At 63.2% G+C, this 21,039-nt stretch carries 23 protein-coding genes; 4 read left to right on the top strand and 19 right to left on the bottom strand.

The genetic code is table 11. The features are described from left to right. Positions 1–77 precede the first annotated feature (77 nt). The gene (locus ACU5AZ_RS19040; RefSeq protein ID WP_446823883.1) at positions 78–614 is read left to right on the top strand and encodes a hemerythrin domain-containing protein; all 537 of its coding nucleotides are present in this window, start codon (positions 78–80) and stop codon (positions 612–614) included. Between the two features lie 34 nt (positions 615–648). On the opposite strand, the gene ACU5AZ_RS19035 is transcribed toward ACU5AZ_RS19040, so the two are convergent. The 7 genes from ACU5AZ_RS19035 to hemN form a co-directional block, all read right to left on the bottom strand. After that, a complete protein-coding gene (locus ACU5AZ_RS19035) occupies positions 649–1,623 on the bottom strand; it encodes a lipid A biosynthesis lauroyl acyltransferase (protein WP_446823882.1) in 975 nt (324 codons plus the stop codon). 4 nt (positions 1,624–1,627) lie between these two features. Beyond that, a complete protein-coding gene (locus ACU5AZ_RS19030) occupies positions 1,628–2,656 on the bottom strand; it encodes a zinc-binding dehydrogenase (protein ID WP_446823881.1) in 1,029 nt (342 codons plus the stop codon). Between the two features lie 58 nt (positions 2,657–2,714). Continuing rightward, positions 2,715–4,001: a beta-ketoacyl-ACP synthase gene (locus ACU5AZ_RS19025; protein ID WP_446823880.1), complete on the bottom strand. Its 1,287-nt coding sequence runs from the start codon at positions 3,999–4,001 to the stop codon at positions 2,715–2,717. Positions 4,002–4,014: 13 nt separating this feature from the next. Further along, entirely contained in the window at positions 4,015–5,220 is a 1,206-nt protein-coding gene (locus ACU5AZ_RS19020) for a beta-ketoacyl-ACP synthase (RefSeq protein ID WP_446823879.1), read from the bottom strand. 12 nt (positions 5,221–5,232) lie between these two features. Beyond that, positions 5,233–5,715: a beta-hydroxyacyl-ACP dehydratase gene (locus ACU5AZ_RS19015; protein ID WP_446823878.1), complete on the bottom strand. Its 483-nt coding sequence runs from the start codon at positions 5,713–5,715 to the stop codon at positions 5,233–5,235. Between the two features lie 100 nt (positions 5,716–5,815). Continuing rightward, positions 5,816–6,100 (bottom strand): acyl carrier protein, encoded by a 285-nt coding sequence (locus ACU5AZ_RS19010; protein ID WP_003495848.1) that lies wholly within the window; start codon positions 6,098–6,100, stop codon positions 5,816–5,818. A gap of 126 nt (positions 6,101–6,226) precedes the next feature. Further along, entirely contained in the window at positions 6,227–7,573 is a 1,347-nt protein-coding gene (gene hemN / locus ACU5AZ_RS19005; protein WP_446823877.1) for an oxygen-independent coproporphyrinogen III oxidase, read from the bottom strand. A gap of 231 nt (positions 7,574–7,804) precedes the next feature. Between hemN and ACU5AZ_RS19000 the strand changes: the two genes are divergently transcribed. Continuing rightward, entirely contained in the window at positions 7,805–8,527 is a 723-nt protein-coding gene (locus ACU5AZ_RS19000) for a Crp/Fnr family transcriptional regulator (RefSeq protein WP_446826058.1), read from the top strand. An 81-nt stretch (positions 8,528–8,608) separates the two neighbouring features. On the opposite strand, the gene ACU5AZ_RS18995 is transcribed toward ACU5AZ_RS19000, so the two are convergent. The 5 genes from ACU5AZ_RS18995 to cobA all read right to left on the bottom strand — a co-directional run bounded on the left by ACU5AZ_RS18995 (position 8,609) and on the right by cobA (position 13,253). After that, positions 8,609–9,037 (bottom strand): L,D-transpeptidase, encoded by a 429-nt coding sequence (locus ACU5AZ_RS18995; protein WP_446823876.1) that lies wholly within the window; start codon positions 9,035–9,037, stop codon positions 8,609–8,611. 130 nt (positions 9,038–9,167) lie between these two features. Further along, entirely contained in the window at positions 9,168–10,142 is a 975-nt protein-coding gene (cbiB, locus tag ACU5AZ_RS18990) for an adenosylcobinamide-phosphate synthase CbiB (RefSeq protein ID WP_446823875.1), read from the bottom strand. Then, a complete protein-coding gene (gene cobD, locus ACU5AZ_RS18985; protein WP_446823874.1) occupies positions 10,142–11,146 on the bottom strand; it encodes a threonine-phosphate decarboxylase CobD in 1,005 nt (334 codons plus the stop codon). Before cobD ends, cbiB begins: the two co-directional genes overlap by 1 nt. Then, the gene (locus ACU5AZ_RS18980; protein ID WP_446823873.1) at positions 11,143–12,450 is read right to left on the bottom strand and encodes a cobyrinate a,c-diamide synthase; all 1,308 of its coding nucleotides are present in this window, start codon (positions 12,448–12,450) and stop codon (positions 11,143–11,145) included. The genes cobD and ACU5AZ_RS18980 overlap by 4 nt, the downstream gene beginning before the upstream one ends. Beyond that, positions 12,447–13,253 (bottom strand): uroporphyrinogen-III C-methyltransferase, encoded by an 807-nt coding sequence (gene cobA, locus ACU5AZ_RS18975; RefSeq protein ID WP_446826057.1) that lies wholly within the window; start codon positions 13,251–13,253, stop codon positions 12,447–12,449. Before cobA ends, ACU5AZ_RS18980 begins: the two co-directional genes overlap by 4 nt. 94 nt (positions 13,254–13,347) lie before the next feature. On the opposite strand from cobA, the gene ACU5AZ_RS18970 reads away from it, so the two are divergent. Next, positions 13,348–14,478 (top strand): cobalt-precorrin-5B (C(1))-methyltransferase, encoded by a 1,131-nt coding sequence (locus tag ACU5AZ_RS18970; protein WP_446823872.1) that lies wholly within the window; start codon positions 13,348–13,350, stop codon positions 14,476–14,478. Next, positions 14,468–15,142, top strand: coding sequence for a cobalt-precorrin-6A reductase (locus ACU5AZ_RS18965; protein ID WP_446823871.1), 675 nt, complete (start codon positions 14,468–14,470; stop codon positions 15,140–15,142). The genes ACU5AZ_RS18970 and ACU5AZ_RS18965 overlap by 11 nt, the downstream gene beginning before the upstream one ends. An 11-nt stretch (positions 15,143–15,153) precedes the next feature. On the opposite strand, the gene ACU5AZ_RS18960 is transcribed toward ACU5AZ_RS18965, so the two are convergent. From ACU5AZ_RS18960 to cobI, 7 genes are all read right to left on the bottom strand, one after another. Then, positions 15,154–15,531, bottom strand: a complete 378-nt coding sequence (locus ACU5AZ_RS18960; RefSeq protein ID WP_446823870.1) for a helix-turn-helix domain-containing protein — start codon at positions 15,529–15,531, stop codon at positions 15,154–15,156. Positions 15,532–15,539: 8 nt separating this feature from the next. Further along, positions 15,540–15,851: a type II toxin-antitoxin system HigB family toxin gene (locus ACU5AZ_RS18955; RefSeq protein WP_446823869.1), complete on the bottom strand. Its 312-nt coding sequence runs from the start codon at positions 15,849–15,851 to the stop codon at positions 15,540–15,542. An 81-nt stretch (positions 15,852–15,932) separates the two neighbouring features. Next, complete coding sequence (locus ACU5AZ_RS18950) at positions 15,933–16,886, bottom strand: nucleoside hydrolase (RefSeq protein ID WP_446823868.1); 954 nt, start codon at positions 16,884–16,886, stop codon at positions 15,933–15,935. A gap of 102 nt (positions 16,887–16,988) precedes the next feature. After that, on the bottom strand, positions 16,989–17,444 hold the full coding sequence (locus ACU5AZ_RS18945) for a GFA family protein (RefSeq protein WP_446823867.1): 456 nt from the start codon (positions 17,442–17,444) through the stop codon (positions 16,989–16,991). A gap of 36 nt (positions 17,445–17,480) precedes the next feature. Continuing rightward, positions 17,481–18,272 (bottom strand): precorrin-4 C(11)-methyltransferase, encoded by a 792-nt coding sequence (gene cobM / locus ACU5AZ_RS18940; protein WP_446823866.1) that lies wholly within the window; start codon positions 18,270–18,272, stop codon positions 17,481–17,483. After that, a complete protein-coding gene (gene cobJ, locus ACU5AZ_RS18935; RefSeq protein ID WP_446823865.1) occupies positions 18,269–20,215 on the bottom strand; it encodes a precorrin-3B C(17)-methyltransferase in 1,947 nt (648 codons plus the stop codon). Before cobJ ends, cobM begins: the two co-directional genes overlap by 4 nt. Continuing rightward, positions 20,205–20,954, bottom strand: a complete 750-nt coding sequence (gene cobI / locus ACU5AZ_RS18930) for a precorrin-2 C(20)-methyltransferase (RefSeq protein WP_446823864.1) — start codon at positions 20,952–20,954, stop codon at positions 20,205–20,207. The genes cobJ and cobI overlap by 11 nt, the downstream gene beginning before the upstream one ends. Positions 20,955–21,039: the final 85 nt, after the last annotated feature.

The raw sequence follows: 21,039 nt of genomic DNA, 5'->3' as shown, positions 1-21,039 counted from the left end.
TTGGGAGCCGCTTTTCAATCGATACAGGAGCCCTGGGGGAACTGATTTGCATGCATCATCACGACCGGAGGGTGAAAATGATAAACACGGGTGAAGGAAACGAAGGTGGAGCACCGCCTATCGGCAGCCTGCTTTCACCGCAGACGCGGCCTCTGGCCTGGCTTCTGGGCATCCATCGCGAGCAGCTGGCGTTATGCGACCAGCTAGAGGAGATCGCCGATTCCCTGCCGTCGAGCGTCAATCGGCAGAAGTGCATCTATGCGGCAAAGGCGCTTGGGCCGCTGATCAAGGGCGCGCACCACTACGAGGAACATGTCCTGTTTCCGTGGCTCCAGCAATCTTCGCCGGGCGATGATTCCCTTCGGGAGACGGTATCCCGGCTGAAGTTCGAACACTGCGAAGACGAGTGCTTCGCCGAAGAGCTGACAGACGCACTGTTGCGGTTGGGATCAGGCAATCCGGTCAACATCGAGGCGACCGGCTACATGCTGCGCGGCTTCTTCGAAACCATGCGCCGCCACATCGCCTTCGAACGCGAGCATCTGCTGAAGAAATATTCGGCGGACACGCTGGTCTCCCCGCCGCAACGGCCGGACCAGACAGAAAGCCACTGAACACTAAGGCCGGGGGGACAAATCTCCGGCCTTTCTAGCGCTTCTTCTTCGGCTTGCTTTTTCTTTTAAGGCCGAGCTTTCCCTTGCCCTGCCAGCGGTCGTGATACCAGAGCCACTGCTCCGGATATTCCCGAACCCAGCTTTCGACCTTGTCGTTCAACATCTGAGCGGTCGCCGTCACGTCGACGGACCCCGCCGCCGTGCGCGGAATCTCCACCTTCTCCTCGATCTCCAGCCGGTAGCGGTTGTCCGGCAGGCGGATGCAGCGCGCCGGATAGACGTCGCAGTTGAACTGACGCACGAGCTTGGCCAGCAGAGGATTGGTCTTCACGTCGCGATCGAAGAACTGGGTTACGAGGCCCTTGCGGAACTTCTGGTCGACCAGCACGCCCACCCCACCGCCGCGATCGAGTTCCGCGGCGAGCGCGAAGGAGGACCCGGCATGCGAGGGCACGAGATTGCCCATGCGGGCGGCGCGGAACTGGAAGATCTTGTCCGCCACATAAGGATTATTTGGCGGGCGAAACAGCACCGAGACGTGCAGGCCATAGGCCGCACTCGCGACCGGCAGCATCTCGAAGCATCCGGTATGGGCGGTAAAGACGATAAAGGGCCGACGGTGTTCCACAAGGTCGAGGAAGATCGGCACGCCGGCGACTTCCACCCTGCCCTCACCCGGGCGCTCGGGATCGAAATCGAACAGCCGGTCGAGATAGACATATTCCGCGGCCATGCGGGCCATGTGCCCCCAACTGCCGACGGCAATCGCCTCGATCTCGTCTTCACTCTTCTCCGGAAATGCCGCGGTGAGATTATGGATCATCAACCGGTGGCGCTGCAGCTTGGGACCGAACTTGCGGCCGATGCTGTCGGCGAAGTTGATCGCCGCATCGGCCGGAAAGATCTTCAGGATTGTAAGAAACCCGAACAGCGCCTGCGCCGCCGCCCATTGGCGGAAGCGATAGAGCGCGACCGCCCATCGGTAGAGAAGCGATTTCAGGACCTTCATCGGCTCAATCGATCTTCAGAACGATCTTTCCGAATACCTGGCGGGTTTCCATCCGCTCCAGCGCCTTGTCGATATCGTCGAACCCGACTTCGGTGTCGATCACGGGATGCACAAGGCCGCGCGCCATCTTCTGCATGGCGTTCGCCATGTTTTCCATACGGCAGCCGAAGGAACCCAGGAGCTTCAGCTGCTGCTGGAACAGCATCATCAGGTTGATGTCGGTGGAAACGCCGGACGTCGAGCCGCAGGTGACCAGACGGCCGCCGCGCTTCAGCGAGAACATCGATCCCGCCCAGGTGTCCTTGCCGACGTGTTCGAAGACGACGTCAACGCCCTTCTTCTTCGTCAGCTTGCGCACCACGCCTTCGAAGCGGTCGGTGCGGTAATTGATGACATGATCGGCGCCAAGTGCCTTGGCGCGCTCGATCTTGTCGTCGGAGCCGACGGTCGTGATCACCGTACAGCCGATCTTCTTGGCAAGCTGGATCGCCGCCGTGCCGATGCCCGAACCGCCCGCATGGATGAGAATCGTCTCACCTGGCTCGAGCTTGGCATTGTCGAACAGCATGTGCTCGACCGTACCGAAGGTCACGGGCGCAAGCGCGGCACCGATTGCGTCGACGCCGGGCGGTGCCGGCACCAGAAGACGGGCCGGAAGGTTGACCTTCTCCTGGGCAAAGCCGTCGAGATGGAAGCCGTGCACGCCGCCGACATGTTCGCAGAGATTGTCGCGGCCCTCGCGGCACGGACGGCAGAGGCCGCAGGTGCGCGCGCCGTAGATCGAGACCAGCTGTCCGGGCAGGACGTTCGACACGCCCGGCCCGATCGATTCGACCACGCCCGCAGCCTCGGCGCCGATGACGAGCGGCATCTTGCGCTTGGCAAACGCCATGCCGCGCCAGCCCCAGACGTCGATGTGATTGAGTGCGACCGCCTTGACCCTCAGCGTCACCTCGCCGACCGCCGGAGCATCAGGCTCGGGAAGATCGGTGATTTCGAGTTTGCGGTCGTCGACCAGTTGCAATGCACGCATAGACAAATCCCCCGCCACACTGGGCGTGATGTTTTCCGTTCGTTTCGTGGTTGTCCGCTTACGCCGGTTCCAGCGCCATGACAAGGCTGGCATTCTGTCCGCCGAAGCCGAAGGAGTTCGACAGCACGGCGTTGACCTGCGTATCCCGCTTGACGTTGGGAACCACGTCCAGCGCGATCGTCGGATCCGGATTGTTGTAGTTGATGGTTGGCGGCAGCGTGCCCGTCAGCATGGACTGGAACGAGAAGACCGCCTCGACCGCACCGGCAGCCGTCAGCGTGTGACCGATCATCGACTTGTTCGACGAGACCGGAATGCCGGCCAGCCGATCGCCGAAGACGGCCAGCATGGCACCGTATTCCATCTTGTCGTTTTCCGGCGTCGACGTGCCATGGGCGTTGATGTAGCCGATCTGCTCTTCGGACAGGCCGGCATCCTCCAGCGCGGCGCGGATCGTGGCGATGGCCGGACCGCCGTCCGGAGACGAGCGAGTGCGGTGGAAATGATCTGCCTTCTCGCCGCAGCCCTTCATGATGCCCAGCACCTTGGCGCCACGGGCAACGGCCGACTCGAGCGATTCCAGCACCAGCGTCGCCGATCCCTCGGCGATGACGAAACCGTCGCGGTCCTTGCTGAACGGCTTGGACGCCTGCTGCGGCGGATCGTTCTGGGTCGAAAGCGCCGAAAGAAGCGAGAAGCGGATGACCGCCTCGGCGCTGATCGAGCCGTCGGTGGCAACCGTCAGCGCGCGCGTCGCACGGCCCTGGCGGATCGCCTCAACGCCGAGCTGGATGGCGGTGGCGCCGGAGGCGCAGGCCGTCGACAGCGTGACCGGCAGGCCGCGCGTGCCGAACCGGTCGGCAAGCCGTTCGGAGATCGCGCCGAAAAGCGCTGCCTCATGGAAGGCCGGGTCCGGGCGTTCATGCATGGCTGCGAGAAAGCGGGCGTAGACGTCGCCAGCCTCGGTCGGCGGGGCGGAACGGTCGGCCAGTTCGAAGCGGGCGCTCCATTCGGGCTCGATCGGCGGCGCGGCAAGGAACAGCGGACCGCCGAAATCGCCGGCAAGCCCGGCCTGCGCCAAAGCCTCGACGGTCGTGTCGCGCGCCATGGCATAGGACCGCTCCACGGCGTTCGGCACAGGAATGTCGATGAAGTCCACCGAACCGCAGATGCGGGTCGACAGCAGATCGGTCGGGAAGCGGGTGATGGTGTGGATGCCGGACACGCCGGATGTCAACGCCGTCCAGTTGTCGGCAAGCCCCTGGCCGAGCGATGTGATGACGCCCATGCCGGTGACAGCGACGATCGGCCGGCCGAGATGATCGAGATAAGCGGATTGGCTCATGCTACCGGTCCTTTCAAGCGTTTGCAGACAAGAGGGCGGCACCCTCGCCGCGCGCGTGCCCGACGGTGGTGACGACGGCCTTGGTCGCCGGAGCGCTCATCTTGGATTCATGTTCGGGATCGAACGTCGGCACTGCGGCCTTTTCGTCGATCGCAAGTGCGGCGAGCGCCAGCCCGAGCGGGAACTGCACTTCGATGGAATGGCCGAACAGCCCGCCATAGCCGCGCACCGGCACGTCGGGAAGCTTGTCACCGAGCACGGCCAACTCTCGCGAAGACAATGACGGGAAGCCCGTCGCGCCGCTGAAGACGACACCATTCGAGGCGGAAACACCGGATACCGTATCATCGAGCAGACGGCCAAAGCGGGCCTCGAACTTGCCCTCGTCGCGGCTGCCACGATCGCCTTCGATGCTGTCGATGGAGGCATAGACATGCGCGCCCCGCGCTTCCGCATGGGCGCGCGATTCCAGAACGAGGAAAGCGCCGACGGAGCCGTAGATCATGCCGCCGTCTTCACCCTCACGCGACCAGAGCGGCGTCCATTCGCCGGCAACGAGGCCGCGGATCGATTCGACCAGCAGCAGCGCGTCGGCACGTTCGGCGACGAAGGCGCCGCCGACGAGCGAATGGGTCGACTGACCGGCCTTGATGCGCGCGAACGCGGTCTCGACGGCGGAAATGCCGGCGCCCTCCTCGCCCATGAAGGTTCGGGACGAACCCGTCACCTTGTGGACGATGGAGATATTGCCGGCGAGAAGATTGGACAGCTGGGCGAGGAACAGCGTCGGGCGCAGTTCCGTCGTCAGCTTTTCATTCAGCAGGACTTCGCGGTCGTTGCGCTTCAGCGCCTCATCGGCAATCAGCGTGTCGACGTTGATGTCGCGCTCGCCGCCGCCGGCCGAAACGATCATGTCCATGGTGCCGCAGGCGTCCGCGTCGTCCTTGAGGCCGGCATCGGCCAGCGCCAGGCCGGCAGCGAAGACGCCGGTGCGCTGCCAGTTTTCCATCTGCCGCTGGTCGCCGCGCTTCGGGATCTGTTCGGACCAGTCGATTTCCGGCAGCGGATGCACCGGATACGGCTTCAGCCGCTCGGTATCGACGACGGGAACAGGCGTATCCTTGGCCGTCAGCACCGCGACATGCGGCGCCTTGCCGACGCCGAGGCTGGTGACGATACCGACACCGGTGATGACGACATCATTGTCCGCTTTAGTCATGCATTATCCTCTTCAAGCGCGTGCGGCTTCGATCGCCTTCATGAGCCCCACCTCTTCGGCACGCTTGCGCACGATGCCGGCAAGCGGCACCTCGTCGAAGGGCATGGTTCTGAGCTTCAGCTGCGCATCGCAGACCTTTTTGCCCGAGGCGGTGATCTTGGCTTTCGTCACCGCGAACCCGGAACCGTCATGCTCCAGAAACGCCTCGATGTCGAGCACCGTCTCCGGTTCTACGAAGGTGCGCATCTTGGCGCCGTCGACCGACATCAGGAAGGGCATGGCGGCGAAATTGGAATGGGCGAGCACGAGAAAGCCCGAAGCTTGGGCCATGGTCTCGATCAGGAGCACGCCCGGTACGAGCGGCATTCCGGGAAAATGTCCCTCGAATACGGGGCTCTTTGCGGGTACCACCGAGCGGACCTTGATCCGCGCCTCACCCTCGCGAAGGCTGAGCGCCTCCACCTCATCGATCATCTGGAAGTATTCCAGCAGCATTCACGCCTCCGGCATCACAATTACCAAAAACCCCGAAAAGTACATATCCGACTTTTCGAGGCCCCGGTTTTACATGCATTACAGGCTGGTTGTCGCCCTGTCAGCCCTTGGCTGCGCGCAACTCGTCGATCTTCGCACAGAGGTTCTTCAGAACGAAGTACTCTTCCGTGGAAACCTTGCCTTCGTTGACTTCCTGCGTCCACTGCTCGAGCGGAATCTTGATACCGAATTCCTTGTCGATGGCGAAGACGATATCAAGGAAGTCGAGACTGTCGATCCCCAGATCGTCAATCGTGTGGCTTTCCGGAGTGATGGTCTCGCGATCGATTTCGCTCGTTTCGGCGATAATGTCAGCGACCTTGTCGAATGTAGCAGTCACGCCCATACCTCTTGATCATTATAGATTCTGCCCCCTCATAGGGAAATATGGCGGGATTGCCAATGCTTTCTGCCGGCTTGCCGGAAATTTGCTGAGGCAGTGTTGCTCCGACGCAAGGTTGCCCGTCCACCCTCAGACGGCAAGCGAGTGCCTGCCCTTGCCATTGGCGAGATAGGCATCGAACACGGCTGCCACGCTGCGGGCGAATGGCCGGCCGTCATCCGTCAGCAAAAAGGCGTCGCCGTCGAGCCGGCAGACCTCCGGCAGGTCGCGCGCCGCCCCCTTCGCCTCGGCAATCACGGTCTCGGCGATTCTCGGGTAGAGCGATCGCAGTTCGGCGAAGGAAAAGCCGAAGTCGCACATCAGCCGCTCGATGACCCGCGCCCGCATCCGGTCGCCATCGGTCAGCGCAATCCCGCGGATGGCGGCAAGACCAGTCTCGTCGACCATACGCTGATATTCGGCTGTCGCATGCATGTTCTGGACATAGCCCTGCGGCATCTGGCCGATCGAGGACGCACCAAGCCCGATCAGCGCGCTCGCCGGATCGTCGGTATAGCCCTGGAAATTGCGCCGCAGTTCGCCGTTGCGCTCGGCAACGGCCAAACTATCGTCGGGCCTGGCGAAGTGATCGATGCCGATCGCCTGATAGCCGGCTTCGACCAGCATCCGCGCCGCCTCCTGCATCTGCCGGAACCGCTCGACCGTGTCCGGCAGCGCCATTTCGGGGATCATCTTCTGATGCTTCTTCATCCACGGCACATGCGCGTAGCCGAACAGCGCGATCCGGTCCGGGCTGAGGCTGACGATGTCGGTGATTGTCTCGCGCAAAGTCTCCAGCGTCTGGTACGGCAGGCCATAGAGAACGTCGCAGTTGACCGAACGAACGCCCCTCGCCCGGACAGCCTCGACAACCGCCTTCGTCTGCTCGAAGGTCTGGATCCGGTTGATCGTTTCCTGCACCTTGGGGTTGAAGTCCTGAACACCGAGGCTTGCCCGCGTCATGCCGATCGCAGCCAGCGCGTCGTAGCGCGACTCATCCAGATCGTTCGGGTCCATCTCGACGCTGATCTCGACCTCGTCGGAGAAGGTGAACGCCGCCCGGAGATCAGCCATCAGCGCCGCCATGTCCTCGGGAAGCAGCATGGTCGGAGAACCGCCGCCGAAATGCACGGCGGTCACGATCGCCTTCTTCGACACTTCCCGGCCTACTTCGGCGATCTCGCGCTTCAGCGAATGGAGATAGGCGCGGATCGGCTCGTACTTCAATGTATGCTTCGTATGGCAGGCGCAGAACCAGCAAAGCCGGTCGCAATAGGGAATATGCAGGTAAAGTGACAGCGTCTCACCACCGCCGAGCGCCCGAAGCCACTGGCGATAGACATTGCTGCCGATACCTTCATGGAAATGTGGCGCCGTTGGGTAGCTGGTATAGCGCGGCACGGCGCCGGAAAATTTTTGAAGTAGAATCTGGCTCACAATTGCGACACTCGTTCCCGTGTAAAGACAGGAACAGTAGATAGGCGATTGCTCTGACAGTGCGATTGATATCGATCAATTCCATAGTCTGAATCAGAATCTCGGGTGCCGAACATACCCATCCCTAGATTTGACCATGGTCAAAAAACCATAGGGGATTACGATAGTGCTGGTTTTGCTAATACAACCGGACTAAGGAAGGCGAGGATGATGATGGGTTCTGCAATGGCCATGCGCGAACGGGAAGACATTCACAACTCTGCAATTCCGGTTGTTTGCCGCGCCTGCGAGGCTCGCCATGGCGGTCTCTGCGGTGTTCTGTCGCCCGAGCAGCTGCAGGAATTGAACAGGCATTCGAGCCGCAAGGCCATCGAGGCCGGCCGTGAGATCATCGCCCAGGGCGAGGAAATCACCTCCTACTCGAACATCCTGAAGGGCGTGGTCAAGCTGTCGAAGATGATGGCCGACGGCCGCCAGCAGATCGTCGGGCTGCAGTTTGCGCCGGACTTCATGGGCCGCCCGTTCCTGGAGGAAAGCGCACTCACCGCCGAATCGGCCACCGAGACCGAAATCTGTACCTTCCCGAAGGCGGTCATCGACCGCATGCTGAACGGTACGCCGAAGATGGAGCATCGCCTCCACACGCAGTCGCTGAAGGAACTGGACGAGGCCCGCGAATGGATGCTCACCCTCGGCCGCAAGAGCGCGCATGAGAAGGTTGCCAGTTTCCTCTACCTGATCGCCACGCATATCGATCCGGAGCACGGCAAGCAGAACGCCTTCGAACTGCCGCTGTCACGCGCCGATATCGCCGATTTCCTCGGCCTGACCATCGAAACCGTCAGCCGCCAGATGACCAAGCTGCGCAAGGACGGCATCATCAATATCGAGAACAACCGCCATGTCACGGTGCCCCGCCTCGACCGCCTGGCCTGGGCGGCCGGCAACGACTGACGGGTAGGAACAGAAGCCGCTACACACGAAAAAGCCGCGGCCCGATGCCGCGGCTTTTCCATTTGCGCCGGTGCGCGACCGTCAGCGCTGAATGACGATGCGCGTATTGCCGAGGCCGTTGGCCTGGGTCAGCGAATAAAGGACTGCGGCATTTTGCGGATGCAGGCGCACGCAGCCGTGCGACGCCGGTGTTCCCAGTCGACGAATATCTGTGGTGCCGTGGACAGCATAGCCACCGTTGAAGAAGATCGAGAACGGCATCGGCGCATTGTTGTACTTGCGCGACCGGTGGTTCTTGGAAAGCCACTTGGCCGAATACGATCCGGTCGGCGTGCGATAACCGCTGCGCGCGGTCGACACCTTCCAACGATACATGGTCCGGCCGTCCTGGATGACGGTCATCGTCTGGGTGGACAGATTGATCTTTGCAATGAGGTTCGCCGCACTGGCGTCGATCGTGAAAAACTGCGCGCATAAAAGCGTCGCCGCAGCAGCAAGAAGTTTACGCATGAAAGCCCCCTCGGCCTGTTATCGGAATATCCGGTTTATCCGCACGGTCACGCACGAATGGACCGTATATCCCGCCCAGCATCAAGAAATGATGAAGACCGCCCCAGCAGCCCCGCCAAACTTTGAAATATCATAAGCTAAAAGTAAAGACGATCAGGACAATTACTGCCAAGGCACAGCAGGCGAGGAAGTACATCCGCAATGCGACATCGATATCCTTGGCCGATGCATGGGTTCTTCCGGCGCCGTTCAACATCGGCTCCATGACGACTTCGCCGTGATAGCGGCGCGGGCCGGCAAGCTGCAGATCGAGCGCCCCCGCCATCGCCGCCTCCGGCCATCCGGAATTCGGCGAACGGTGCAGATTGTTGTCACGCAGGGCCACACGGACAGTGTTGACGGCCGCATCTCGACCCTTCGTCGCCAGCGCTCCGAGTGCGATCAGAAGGACGGAAAGGCGTGCGGCCGGCCAGTTGGCAAGATCGTCGGCGCGCGCGGCGGCAAAACCGAAATCCCGGTAGCGTTCCGTCTTGTGGCCGATCATCGAGTCGGCCGTATTCAGCATCTTGTAGGCAAACAGTCCCGGCAGCCCGCCGATCGCAAACCAGAGCGCCGGCGCCACGGTTCCATCGGAAAAATTCTCCGCCAGACTCTCGATCGCCGCGCGGCAGATGCCGGGCTCATCGAGCGAATTCGGATCGCGCCCGACGATCATGGCCACTGCCCTCCGCCCGCCTTCAAGCCCGCCGGTCCGCAATCCGTCGGCAACGGCGCGGACGTGATCCGACAGGCTCTTCTGCGCCAGGAAGACCGACGCGACCACGGCTTCAATCACGAGACCAATGCCGCCAAGCCGGACGAAGAAGGCATGCAGCAGGATGCCGACGAGGCAAGCGCCGAGGAGGAGGATCGCCAGTGCGACGAAACCGTTCTGCCGGCGCGTCTCTGCGGAAAGCCGTTCACCATTCAACGCTTTTTCAAGGCTGGAGATCGCCTTGCCGAACCAGACAACCGGATGCGGATAGCGCCGCCAAAGCCGATCGGGGTCGCCGACGATGAGGTCGATGACAAGCGCCAGGAGAAGCGTCAGGAAATGCGTGCCCATCACTTGCCCCGGAAATCCGCCAGCGCTGCGGCGAGACGCTGGTCACCGGCCGCGTCCGGAGCAAGCCCCATCCGGAGCCAGGTGTCGCGGTAGTCGAAGCGTCGCACGAGGATATGGTCTTGCGCCAGATGCCGCCAGAGCGCCTGCGCATCTGCCGTCTCGACAAGAGAAAAGAGTGGCGTGCCGCCAACCGGCGAAAGGCCGGCTTCGGTCAGAACCGCGTCCAGCGCCGCCTTGCGTTCGAGTATTCTGTTCCGCACCGCGTTCGTATCCCGCTTGAAGACATTTGCGGCAATCGCCAGCGCCGGCCCGGACACGGCCCAGGGACCGAGCCAATCCGCCAACCTGTCAAGCAGATCGTCCCGTGCAATCACGAAACCGAGCCGCAGCCCGGCAAGCCCGAAGAACTTGCCGAAGGAGCGCAGCACGACGAGACCCGGCATCGCCGCGACCTGCCCCGCGAGGCTCAAGTCCGGCAGGACGTCGCCGAAGGCTTCGTCGACGATCAGCAGCCCGCCTTCCGCATGCAGCCGGTCATGAAGGGAACCGAGTTCGTAGAGGCCCCAGGTCCGGCCATCGGGATTGTTCGGATTGACGACCACCGCCGCCGCATATCCCCCGCCGATCTCGCCGACGGTGCCGACAGTATCAACGGCAAAGCCGTTGGCGGCGAAGACCCGCGCATATTCCCCGAAGGTCGGCGACACGATGGCGACACGACCCTCGCCTCCGGCAAGACGCGGCAGCAACTGAATGACGGCCTGCGTACCGGGTGTGGGAAGCGGCAGGATGGACCCGCTTCCGTAATAGACCGATGCCGCCTCACGGGCCGAATCGTAGAGATCGCTGTCGGGCAGCCGGTGCCAGACGTCCGAAGGAAGTGCGGACGTCGCGCAAGGGTTGGGGTTGATCCCGGTCGAAAGGTCCAGCCAGTCGGCCGGGCTGCCGCCGAACTGCCGCGCTGCCGCCGCAAGCCCACCGCCATGGACAATGCCGCCCGTCACCGGCTTTCTCCCGCAAGATCGATCAGATGGATGTAGGACCCACAGACATTGCCGCGCACCAGCCCTGCCTCGCCGAGATCCGCACCGAGTGCGTCGCTGACGCGAAAAAGCCGCCCGGCATCACCTTCGCTCACCACGGTCGAATAATGGAATTCATGCGCCGTCATCGGCCGATCGAAGGGAGCGCCGGTGAGCGGAACGACGCGCCGATAGCCGAGGTGGCGCTTGCGCTCGGCAAAGCTGGTGACCAGCGGTAAGAGGCCGAGCATGTCATGCCGGACACCGGCCGCGTCGATCAGTCCCTCGCCAAGCACCATGTAGCCGCCGCACTCGCCGTAGATCCGTGCGCCGCGCGCCGCAGCCGCCAGCATGCCCCGTCGGAACGTGGATGCCGAGGCAAGCACACCCGCATGCAACTCCGGATACCCGCCCGGCAGATAGACAGCATCCGCCTCCGCTGAAGGCGCTTCGTCGGCAAGCGGCGAGAAGAAACGGATTTCCGCCCTGGCATCGCGCCAGCCCGCCAGCATGTGTTCGTAGGAGAAGGCAAAGGCCATATCGCGGGCTACCGCAATGATCTGGCCGAGAGGAGCAAGAGGCTCTGCCCCGACGGACATTGTCGAGTTCGGTCCGGAGGTTGCGAGACCGTCGAACGCCTCGAAATCGAACGCAGTTTCCAACGCATCCGCCGCACGCTCGATGAACGCCTCGAGCCCTGCATGTTCGCCGGCCTGCACCAGTCCCAGGTGCCGTTCGGGCAGCGCCAGGCCGGCATCCTGCCGAATGACGGCGAGGATCGGTAGGCCGCCGGCACTCAGCGCGTCCCTCAGCATCGCCTCGTGCCGGTCGCTTCCAACCCGGTTGAGGATCAGCCCGGCGATACGGATATCGCTGCGATGGGACGAAAACCCGCGCACCAGCGCCGCCACCGAATGGGACATCCTGGCGCAATCGACGACCAGCAGAACCGGTAGGCCGAGGAGTGCCGCCAGCTCGGCGGGCGAGCCGCTGCCGTCCGCCGCCCCGTCGTAAAGCCCCATCATCGCCTCGACGACGAGAAGTGCGCCACCCGCCCGCAGCCGTGCGGCCTGTCCGCGAAGCAACTCGGGCCGCATCGCCCAGGGATCGAAATTGAAGCAGGCTTCGCCACAGGCAGCCGCATGGAAGGCCGGATCGATATAGTCCGGTCCCGCTTTTCCCGGTTTCACCGCCACGCCCCGTCGCCTCAGGGCGCGAAGCAGGCCGAGCGTCACCGTCGTCTTGCCGGCGCCGGAAGACGGGGCGGCAATCAGGAAACCGCTCATTCGGCGGCCTTTCGCGGCGAGACGGGCTCGAACCAGGACAGCGATGGCCGGAGCTTCACCACGTCGCCGACGACCACGATCGCCGGCGGCTCAAGTCCAGCGGCGACAAGATCCGCAGCCGCCCGTCCAAGCGTCGTCACCAGCACATGCTGGTCATCGGTGGCCGCATTGCAGACGAAGGCCACCGCCTCGTCGGCCCGGCGCCCCGCCCGCATCAGCTTCTCGGCGATATGGCCCATATGCTTCATCGCCATGTACATGACGATTACCGGCGAGCCACGGCCAATTGCTTCCCAGTCGATCTGGTCTGGCACGACACCGGACGAATCGTGGCCGGTCAGGAAGGTGACGGCATGATTGACCTCTCGGTGCGTCACCGGAATGCCGGCATAGGCGAGCCCGCCGATCCCGGCCGTGATGCCGGGAACGATTCGGAACGGTACCTTGTGGGCGAGAAGCGTCAGGGCCTCTTCGCCGCCCCGGCCGAACACGAATGGATCGCCGCCCTTCAGCCGCAGCACCCGCTTGCCCTCTTTCGCGAGTTCGACGAGGCGAAGCGAGATATCGGCCTGCTTGGCCGAAGGCTTGCCGCCACGCTTGCCGGCATATTCCAGGATGGCGTCGGTGCGGGCGAGCTTCAGGCAGCTTTCATTGACCAGCGCATCGTAGACGATCGCATCCGCCTCCCCGAGCGCCTTCGCCGCCAGAAGCGTCAAAAGCCCCGGATCGCCAGGCCCCGCCCCGGCCAGCCAAACATGCCCAGGCTCCATCGATGCAAGCCCGGAAAGAAGAATGTCGTTCATCATTCAAGCTCTATGAAGAACCAGGCAAAAATGCAATCTGGCTCGCTCCCATCTTCATCTTTCTCTCCGCCCCCGCCTCGCCTATAACCATGCCATGACCAGCGAACCCGACCTAACCGCGTCCCCCGAGGAACCTGCGCGCGACCCCAAGCCGGAAGGCGAGCTTCGGCGTGGTTGGACGACGGGGGCCTGTGCCACGGCGGCCAGCAAGGCGGCACTTCTGGCCCTGATCACCGGCGACTTTCCCGATCCGGTCGCAATCCGCCTGCCGAAGGGCGAAGAACCCGCGTTTCCGCTCGCCTTCGAGAGCCTCGGTGACGGCTACGCTGCCACCGGCATCGTCAAGGACGCCGGTGACGATCCGGACGTCACCCATGGCGCAACGATAATCGCCATGGTCCGCCCGCTCCCGCCCGGAAGCGGTATCCGCTTTGCCGCCGGCGACGGTGTCGGCACGGTGACCAAGCCCGGTCTGCCGATCGGCGTCGGTGAGCCGGCGATCAATCCCGTGCCGAGAAAGATGATGACGGAGATGGCGGAGGAGATTTGCGCCGAATACGGCCTGCCCGCCGATCTCCTCATCACCATCTCCGTTCCCGGCGGCGAGGAGATCGCGGAAAAAACATGGAACCCGCGGCTCGGCATTCTGGGCGGCATTTCCATTCTTGGCACCACCGGCATCGTTCATCCGTTTTCCTGTTCGGCCTGGATCCACTCGATCCACCGCGGCATCGATGTCGCCCGCGCCGAAGGACTGACCCATGTGCTTGGCGCGACCGGATCGACGTCGGAGAAGGCAGCGCAAGAGCTCTACGGATTGCCCGACGGCGCGCTCCTCGACATGGGCGATTTCGCAGGCGGCTTGCTCAAATATCTGCGGCAGCACCCTGTACAGCGCCTGACGATCGCCGGCGGCTTCGCCAAGATGACCAAGCTCGCCCAGGGCGCGCTCGACCTCCATTCCAGCCGCAGCCAGGTGGACATGGGCTTTTTCGAATCGCTGATGAAAGGCGACGAGTTGAATCAATCTCTGAAGGACCGGATTCAATCTGCCAACACCGCACTGGAAGTGCTTGAAGCGACTCAGGGAACCGGCATCGACCTCCCGGCTCGCATCGCCGAAAAAGCCCTGCAGACGGCGCGCGAAACGTTGCGCGACGCGCCCGTCTCGGTCGACATCGTGATCACGGACAGGCTGGGAAAGATCATCGCCCGTGCCGGATAAGATCCTCATTCTCGGCGGCACGCGGGAAGCAGCCGCTTTGGCCGAGGCGCTATCGATGACTGCCGACGTGATCACCTCGCTTGCCGGACGGACCAGGCAGCCCGCCCCGGTCGCCGGCCAGGTGCGCAGCGGCGGGTTCGGCGGCGCCGAGGGCTTGGCCCGCTATCTTGCCGAAAACAGCATCACCAAGGTGATCGACGCCACGCATCCCTTTGCGACGAGAATGTCGGCCAACGCGGTGGAGGCCTGCCGGCTCGCCGGCGTGCCCCTTGTAGTCGTCACTCGCCCGCAATGGCAGAGACAGCCGGGCGACAACTGGACAGAGGTCACCTCCGTCGAGGAGGCGGCGGCCGCACTACCCACCGCAGCCCGCGCCTTTCTGGCGCTCGGCCGGCAGCATATAGCCCCCTTCGGGGCCCGCACCGACTGCCACTTCGTCATCCGCATGGTCGACCCGCCGGAAACGCCTCTCGCCTTCGCCGGGCACGACCTCGTGCTTGGAAAACCTTCGAACACCCCTGAAGACGAAAAAAGGCTGATGCAGCATCACCGCATCAGCCATCTCGTTGCCCGCAATTCCGGCGGTGACGGCGCCTATGCCAAGATCATCGCCGCAAGGGAACTCAGATTGCCGGTGATCATGATCGGCAGGAGCAAGGTCTGAGGCCGAGCCAATCAGGCCGCGACGTCCCCGACAAGCGCGCCCGCCGGAATACCCCACGCCTTGCTCAGCTTGCGGATCTGATCGAGATTGATTTCCCGTTTGCCGTTCAGGAGATCGGCTGCCCGGGACTTCGATCCAATGACAGCGACAAGATCGGCGCGGCTGTAATTATTGGCCTCCATAACCGACTTGACGATATCGACCGGCCTTGCCCGTGGAATTTCGAAATGCCGTCGCTCATACTCCTCGATCAGGAGAACCAGCGCATCAAAATGCGCAGCCGCATCCGTGCCCTCAGCCGGTTCCGTCTCGAAAAAGGGCCGCACAGCGGTCAGCGCCGCCTGATATTCCGCCTCGCTCTGAAGGGTTCTGAAGTCATCAAGTTTCACGGGTCACCTCAAAGCTTCGCCACGTCGATCTTGTCATAATCCGCATGTGTCCCGACGAAGAGCACGAATATGCGCTTGGTCCGATAGGCGACCAGACCGACGATACGGTATTTGTTGCCACCAACGTCAAAGACCACCTTTCCGTCTGCCACGTAGTCGGCGGAATTGAAGGTCTTCTTCAAGTCGTCAAAATGGCTCCACTGGGCATCCGATGCCGTCGTGTGCCATTCCATCATGGCCGCCTGCGCCGCTTTGCGAGGCTGTCCCGCCGGCTGACCTTCCCAGAACCGAACAAGGGCCGACTTGGCGATCACATTCATGAGGAAAACATATAACGTTCCCAGATTGGAAACAAGAGTATTTCCAATCTGGGAATCAAACGAATGACCGGTCGCCCGTGCTCAGCTGCCGACAAGCGTCGTCTTGATCAGGTCGAGCACGCGGTCCTGCTGGATGTCGATGCAGGCCTTCTGGCTCGGATGGCCGTCCCATTCGCTGGGGCCGAAGGACTGGCCGTCCGGCTTCTGGATCGTCTGGCCGTCGGCAACCGAGCCGCAGACGACCCGGATCGGGCCCGAACGCGTCTTAAAGAACTCGGGGGCGACGACATAGACGCACGCGCAGCTGTCGTGGACCGCCATCGTGTCCTTGACCCAGTGCTTGTAGAAGTCGATGTAGAACTGCGAGATGTCGGAGAGCAGCTTTACGTCCTTGCCGCCCTTTTCCACCATCTCCGCCAGATCGGCGCGCGACATCAACGTCTTCATCGTCACGTCGAGACCGACGACGACGACCGGCCAGTCGGCGGTCAGGATGAAATCGGCGGCTTCCGGGTCGCCGTGGATATTGGCCTCGCCGGCCGGCGTGATGTTGCCGTTGACGTCGAAGGCGCCACCCATGATCACCACCTGCTTGACGAGCTTGGCGATCTCCGGCTCGCTCATCAGCGCATTGGCAAGATTGGTCATGCGCCCGACGGCGACCAGCGTCACTTCGCCGGGATGCGCCTTGACCGTGTCGATGATGAACTGGTGCGCCGGGCGCGGATCCGGCTCCAGGTCGATATCGGCCGGCACGCCGATATTGCCGAGCCCGTCATCGCCATGGATGTGGTAGGGAAAATCGCCGCTGCTCTTGCGGTCGGGATTGAAGGTCCGGTCAGCGCCTCTGGCGACGGGGCAGTCGATCCCCCACTCGCGCTTGAGGAACAGCGCATTGCGCGTCGTCGTCTCGATCGAGGCGTTGCCGAAGACGGTGGTGATACCGACGAGATCAATCTCGGGATGGCGGTGCAGGAACAGCAGGGCCATGGCATCGTCGACGCCCGGATCCGTATCGAAAATCACCTTGTGCATGGCGGATAATCCTTGTCTCTTTTCTTGTTGTTGAAAGCGAGGATTAGCCATGTCGTCCCGAAAAAGACAAGAGGCACCGACATCGTCAGCGCCCCTCGCCTTTCAATAGTCGGAGGCGGCGTACTCAGCCATCAGCTCCGGATATTTATCCATCGGCGGGAATTGCTCAAAACTGTGCAGCGCCGGCGTATTCGCCCAGGGCAGCATCTCGCTTGTATAGGTCTCGATGAACGGCCGATAGTCACCACAGTCGTCCAGCATTGTCGCCCGAATGTTGACGAACTGGTCGGTGGGCTCGAACTTCGTGTAGACCCAGCTCATGCAGTTGGGGCAAAAATAATGGCGGATCTCACCGCGCATGCCACCGATCACCGGTTCGCCTGCCGTGATCTCGAACGTGTCCCCGGCATGCAGAGAGCTGAGCGAAAAGGCGCTTGCCGTCATCCGCTGGCAGCCCGTGCAATGGCAGGCCATCGTGATCATCGGTCGGCCATGCACCTTGAACCGCAAGGCCCCGCAGCGGCAACCACCTTCATGCACGGCATCCGACTCACTCATGGCAATCTCCCTGTTGTTCGGACGCACACTATCCCGTCAGCCCTGGCTTTCAACCTTGGCGGGCTTTTTCTTGCCGCGGTTGCGCAGCACATGGCTGAAGCCGGAATTGTAGAGGTCGCTGTCGCGGAATTCGGCCTCGCCGAACACCTTGCCGACCATGATCAGCGCCGTGCGGGTGATCTTCGCCTTGCGCACCTCTTCGGCCATGTCTTTGAGCGTCGTGCGGATGAAGAGCTCGTCCGGCCAGGTGGAGCGGTAGGCGACGATCACCGGGCAGTCCTCGCCGTAATAGGGCGTCAGCGTGTCACGGATATGCGTGAGGTTGCGGATCGACAGGTGGATGGCGAGCGTCGCGCGCGATTTGCCGAGTATCTCCAGCGTCTCGAATTCCGGCATCGACGACGCCTTCATCTCGGTGCGGGTGATGATGACCGTCTGGGCGATCTCCGGCAGCGTCAGCTCCGTCTTCAGCCGCGCTGCCGTCGCTGCGAATGCCGGCACGCCCGGCACGACGTCATAGTCAATGCCGAGTGCATCGAGCCGGCGCATCTGCTCGGCAATCGCGCCGTAGATCGACGGATCGCCGGAATGGACGCGCGCCACGTCCTCGCCGCGCTCATGGGCCGCCTTCATCTCCTCGACGATCTCGTCGAGATGCATCGGCGCCGTATCGCGCACCAGCGCACCATCCGGCGCGGCCTTGACGATTTCCTCGGGCACCAGCGAGCCGGCATAGAGGCAGACCGGGCAGCGCTCGATCAGCTTCAGCCCGCGCACGGTGATGAGGTCCGGCGCGCCGGGCCCCGCTCCGATGAAATAGACGGTCATTCCGCTGCATCCTTGTTCGTTGTCATCCCCGTGCCGGCCTTTCCGGAATAGCCGCGCGGCGTGTAGACCCAGGTCCTGCCCTCGCCGGTCTTCACCGTCCGGCTTTCAGACGAGCCGACGACGACGACGGTCAGCATGTCGACCTCGTCGACGTCGAGACGGCCGAGCGGCACGACCCGCACGCGTTCGCCCTCGCGGCCGAGATTGGTGGCGAGGATCACCGGTGTGTCGTCCGGTCGGTATTTCAACAGTTCGTCGCGGGCATAGGCGAGCTGCGTGCGCCGTTTCATCGACACGGGATTGTAGAAGGCGATGACGAAGTCACCCTCGCCGGCGGCCTTCACGCGGCGCTGGATATGCTCCCATGGCGTCAGCAGGTCAGAAAGCGAGATCGTGCAGAAGTCGTGGCCGAGCGGCGCACCGATGCGCGCGGCTGCGGCCTGCAGGGCGGAAATGCCGGGCGAGACCTGAATGCCGATCCTGGAGGCCGCATCCGAAATGCCGCCCTTGTCCAGAAGCTCGAACACCAGCGTCGCCATTGCATAGATGCCGGCGTCACCCGAGCAGACCAGCGCGACCGACTTGCCCTGTCCGGCGAGCTCCATGGCATGCACGACGCGGGCCTCTTCCTTGCCGAGATCGAAATCGTGGCGCGCCTTGCCGTCAGCCAGCGGTCCGAGCAGATCGAGATAGAGCGAATAGCCGACGAGATCGGTCGAGGCCGAGACCATGGCCGAGACATCCGGCGAACGCCACTGATCGGCGCCGGGGCCGATGCCGACGACATAGAGCATGCCGCGCGCCCGGCCCCTCGCGGAGGAGTCGACCATAGTCGCGGACCGGGCGATCGCCGCCGTCGTGCCCTTCGACTTGATCTTTGCGACCGTCAGTTCCGCGTCCTCGCCGGCCATTGCCAGCGCCGCGCCCTCGGCGACGCCGTGGCAACCAACCTCGGCGAAGACGACGTCCGACGGGTTTTTCAGCCGCGGCATTTCCGCTTCCAGGGTTGCCGCATCGAAGAAGCGCGCAGGCACGCCGAAATGCGCAGCCACCGCATGGATCGCAGCTTCGTCGGCTTTCAGATCGAGCGAAGCGACACAGGCAAGGCTTTCCCGCGCGAATCCGCCCTTCGCCAGGGCCTCTTCCGCCAGCGCAATCGCTTCCGCAGCATCGCAGCCACGTTCGCAGCCCATACCGAGAACCAGTGTCGCAGGGTGGTAGACGAGTTCGAGCGGGGCGGCGTGATGTGCCTGATCGGTGACGGTCAAGGTGACGCTTCCGTCTTCTGCGAAGGGGATGTGGGAGGATTGGAGCCAGGAGGCTCCGTCCCCTCTCCCCGCCTGCGGGGAGAGGGTCAGGGTGAGGGGCAAACTTGAATCATTGCCCTGCCCCTCATCCGCCCTTCGGGCACCTTCTCCCCGCGCGCGGGGAGAAGGAAGGACCAACCGCGCGCTCGATCCCGCCACCAATTCCGCCATCACGGCCTTGGCATTCTCCGCATTGCCCAGCCTCAAGCCAGCCGGCGGCTGGTCGAGCGCGATCCCGAAGCGAAGGTCGCCGGCCGTCGTGATTGCAGCATGGCTGTCGAGAGCGCCGGCAATTCGCCGCGCAAGATCATTGGCTCCGTGATGTCCGCCGAGAAGCGGCACGACCGAAGAACCGTCTTCGGCAATCGCGATCACCGGCGGTTCGCTCGTCTTGTCGGCAAGCGCCGGCGCCAGAAGGCGGATCAGCGCGCCCGACGCCAGAACGGCAATGATCGGCCGGCCGGCGCGAAACAGCGCCTGCGCATGCGCCTTCGTGTCATCGAACGGCACCGCCACGCCCGTGCAGCGCGGCCGCAAACCATGCAGCTCACCGCCCGTGATCGAGGCGAGACGCCCGGCGAGCGTCTTCGCCGCGTCGGACAGGATGAGGATAGCCGGTCTTGTGTCATTCACCATCGGAATTTTCCTTGGCACCGGGCAGGTCCAGATTGGAAATCCAGCCCTCCTGCCCCTTGTAGATCAGGATAATCGAGAAGTATGGCGCACCCGCCGCATCCACGGCTTCGAGAGGCAGGATGCGCTGCTCGGCGAGGCTGATGCGTTCGAGATAGCCGGCCTTGCCGACCAGATTCATTTTCTGAAGAAGAGTGCGTATGCGGTTGAAATGACGCCCGACCTTGATGATGGCTACCGCATCGGCGCTCTCGATCCGGGCTGCCATCTCGTCGTCCGGCAAGGGACCGGGAACGACCGACAGCACATCGTTGCGCGCCGCCAGAGGCCGGCCGAGAGCCGCGGCACCGGCCATGATGGAGGAGACGCCGGGCACGATCTCCGTCTCGAAGCGCGCGGACAGCCGCTCGAAGACATACATGAAGGACCCGTAGAAGAAGGGATCGCCCTCGCACAGGACGGCGACATCGCTGCCGGCGAAGAGATGATGGGCAAGTTCCCCGCAGGCCTTGTCGTAAATCTCCTGCGCCGGATAGCGCTCGACCCGCATCGGCATCACCATCGGGATTTCCAGCTGGTCGGACCGGATCCAGTGCGCGGCAATCTGCCGGGCGAAGCTTGGACCGGTATCGGGCGCCGGATAGGCAATCACCGGCACGCTCGTCAGGATCCGATGCGCCTTCAGCGTCAGCAGTTCCGGATCGCCGGGACCAAGCCCGAGGCCGTAGAGCTTACCGGTCATGACGCAGTCCTCCGCATTGGCCCCTCATCCGCCTGCCGGCACCTTCTCCCCACGCATGGGGAGAAGGCACGTGCCGCACACCAGC

The organism is Rhizobium sp. PAMB 3182, from assembly GCF_052908355.1.
Note: the sequence above shows the minus strand (reverse complement) of the source record. Positions and strands in the feature narration are given on the sequence as shown.

Excerpts from the sequence above, each read along its gene's own strand:
- ACU5AZ_RS18980 (WP_446823873.1), bottom strand. The coding sequence starts at position 12,450 with ATGAGCGGTTTCCTGATTGCCGCCCCGTCTTCCGGCGCCGGCAAGACG.
- ACU5AZ_RS18955 (WP_446823869.1), bottom strand. The coding sequence starts at position 15,851 with ATGAATGTGATCGCCAAGTCGGCCCTTGTTCGGTTCTGGGAAGGTCAG.
- ACU5AZ_RS19015 (WP_446823878.1), bottom strand. The coding sequence starts at position 5,715 with ATGCTGCTGGAATACTTCCAGATGATCGATGAGGTGGAGGCGCTCAGC.
- ACU5AZ_RS19035 (WP_446823882.1), bottom strand. The coding sequence starts at position 1,623 with ATGAAGGTCCTGAAATCGCTTCTCTACCGATGGGCGGTCGCGCTCTAT.
- cobA (WP_446826057.1), bottom strand. The coding sequence starts at position 13,253 with ATGAACGACATTCTTCTTTCCGGGCTTGCATCGATGGAGCCTGGGCAT.
- ACU5AZ_RS19025 (WP_446823880.1), bottom strand. The coding sequence starts at position 4,001 with ATGAGCCAATCCGCTTATCTCGATCATCTCGGCCGGCCGATCGTCGCT.
- ACU5AZ_RS19000 (WP_446826058.1), top strand. The coding sequence starts at position 7,805 with ATGCGCGAACGGGAAGACATTCACAACTCTGCAATTCCGGTTGTTTGC.
- cbiB (WP_446823875.1), bottom strand. The coding sequence starts at position 10,142 with ATGGGCACGCATTTCCTGACGCTTCTCCTGGCGCTTGTCATCGACCTC.
- ACU5AZ_RS19030 (WP_446823881.1), bottom strand. The coding sequence starts at position 2,656 with ATGCGTGCATTGCAACTGGTCGACGACCGCAAACTCGAAATCACCGAT.
- ACU5AZ_RS19010 (WP_003495848.1), bottom strand. The coding sequence starts at position 6,100 with ATGGGCGTGACTGCTACATTCGACAAGGTCGCTGACATTATCGCCGAA.
- cobJ (WP_446823865.1), bottom strand. The coding sequence starts at position 20,215 with ATGGTGAATGACACAAGACCGGCTATCCTCATCCTGTCCGACGCGGCG.
- ACU5AZ_RS19020 (WP_446823879.1), bottom strand. The coding sequence starts at position 5,220 with ATGACTAAAGCGGACAATGATGTCGTCATCACCGGTGTCGGTATCGTC.
- ACU5AZ_RS18995 (WP_446823876.1), bottom strand. The coding sequence starts at position 9,037 with ATGCGTAAACTTCTTGCTGCTGCGGCGACGCTTTTATGCGCGCAGTTT.
- ACU5AZ_RS18945 (WP_446823867.1), bottom strand. The coding sequence starts at position 17,444 with ATGAGTGAGTCGGATGCCGTGCATGAAGGTGGTTGCCGCTGCGGGGCC.
- ACU5AZ_RS18970 (WP_446823872.1), top strand. The coding sequence starts at position 13,348 with ATGACCAGCGAACCCGACCTAACCGCGTCCCCCGAGGAACCTGCGCGC.
- cobM (WP_446823866.1), bottom strand. The coding sequence starts at position 18,272 with ATGACCGTCTATTTCATCGGAGCGGGGCCCGGCGCGCCGGACCTCATC.
- cobI (WP_446823864.1), bottom strand. The coding sequence starts at position 20,954 with ATGACCGGTAAGCTCTACGGCCTCGGGCTTGGTCCCGGCGATCCGGAA.
- ACU5AZ_RS18950 (WP_446823868.1), bottom strand. The coding sequence starts at position 16,886 with ATGCACAAGGTGATTTTCGATACGGATCCGGGCGTCGACGATGCCATG.
- ACU5AZ_RS19040 (WP_446823883.1), top strand. The coding sequence starts at position 78 with ATGATAAACACGGGTGAAGGAAACGAAGGTGGAGCACCGCCTATCGGC.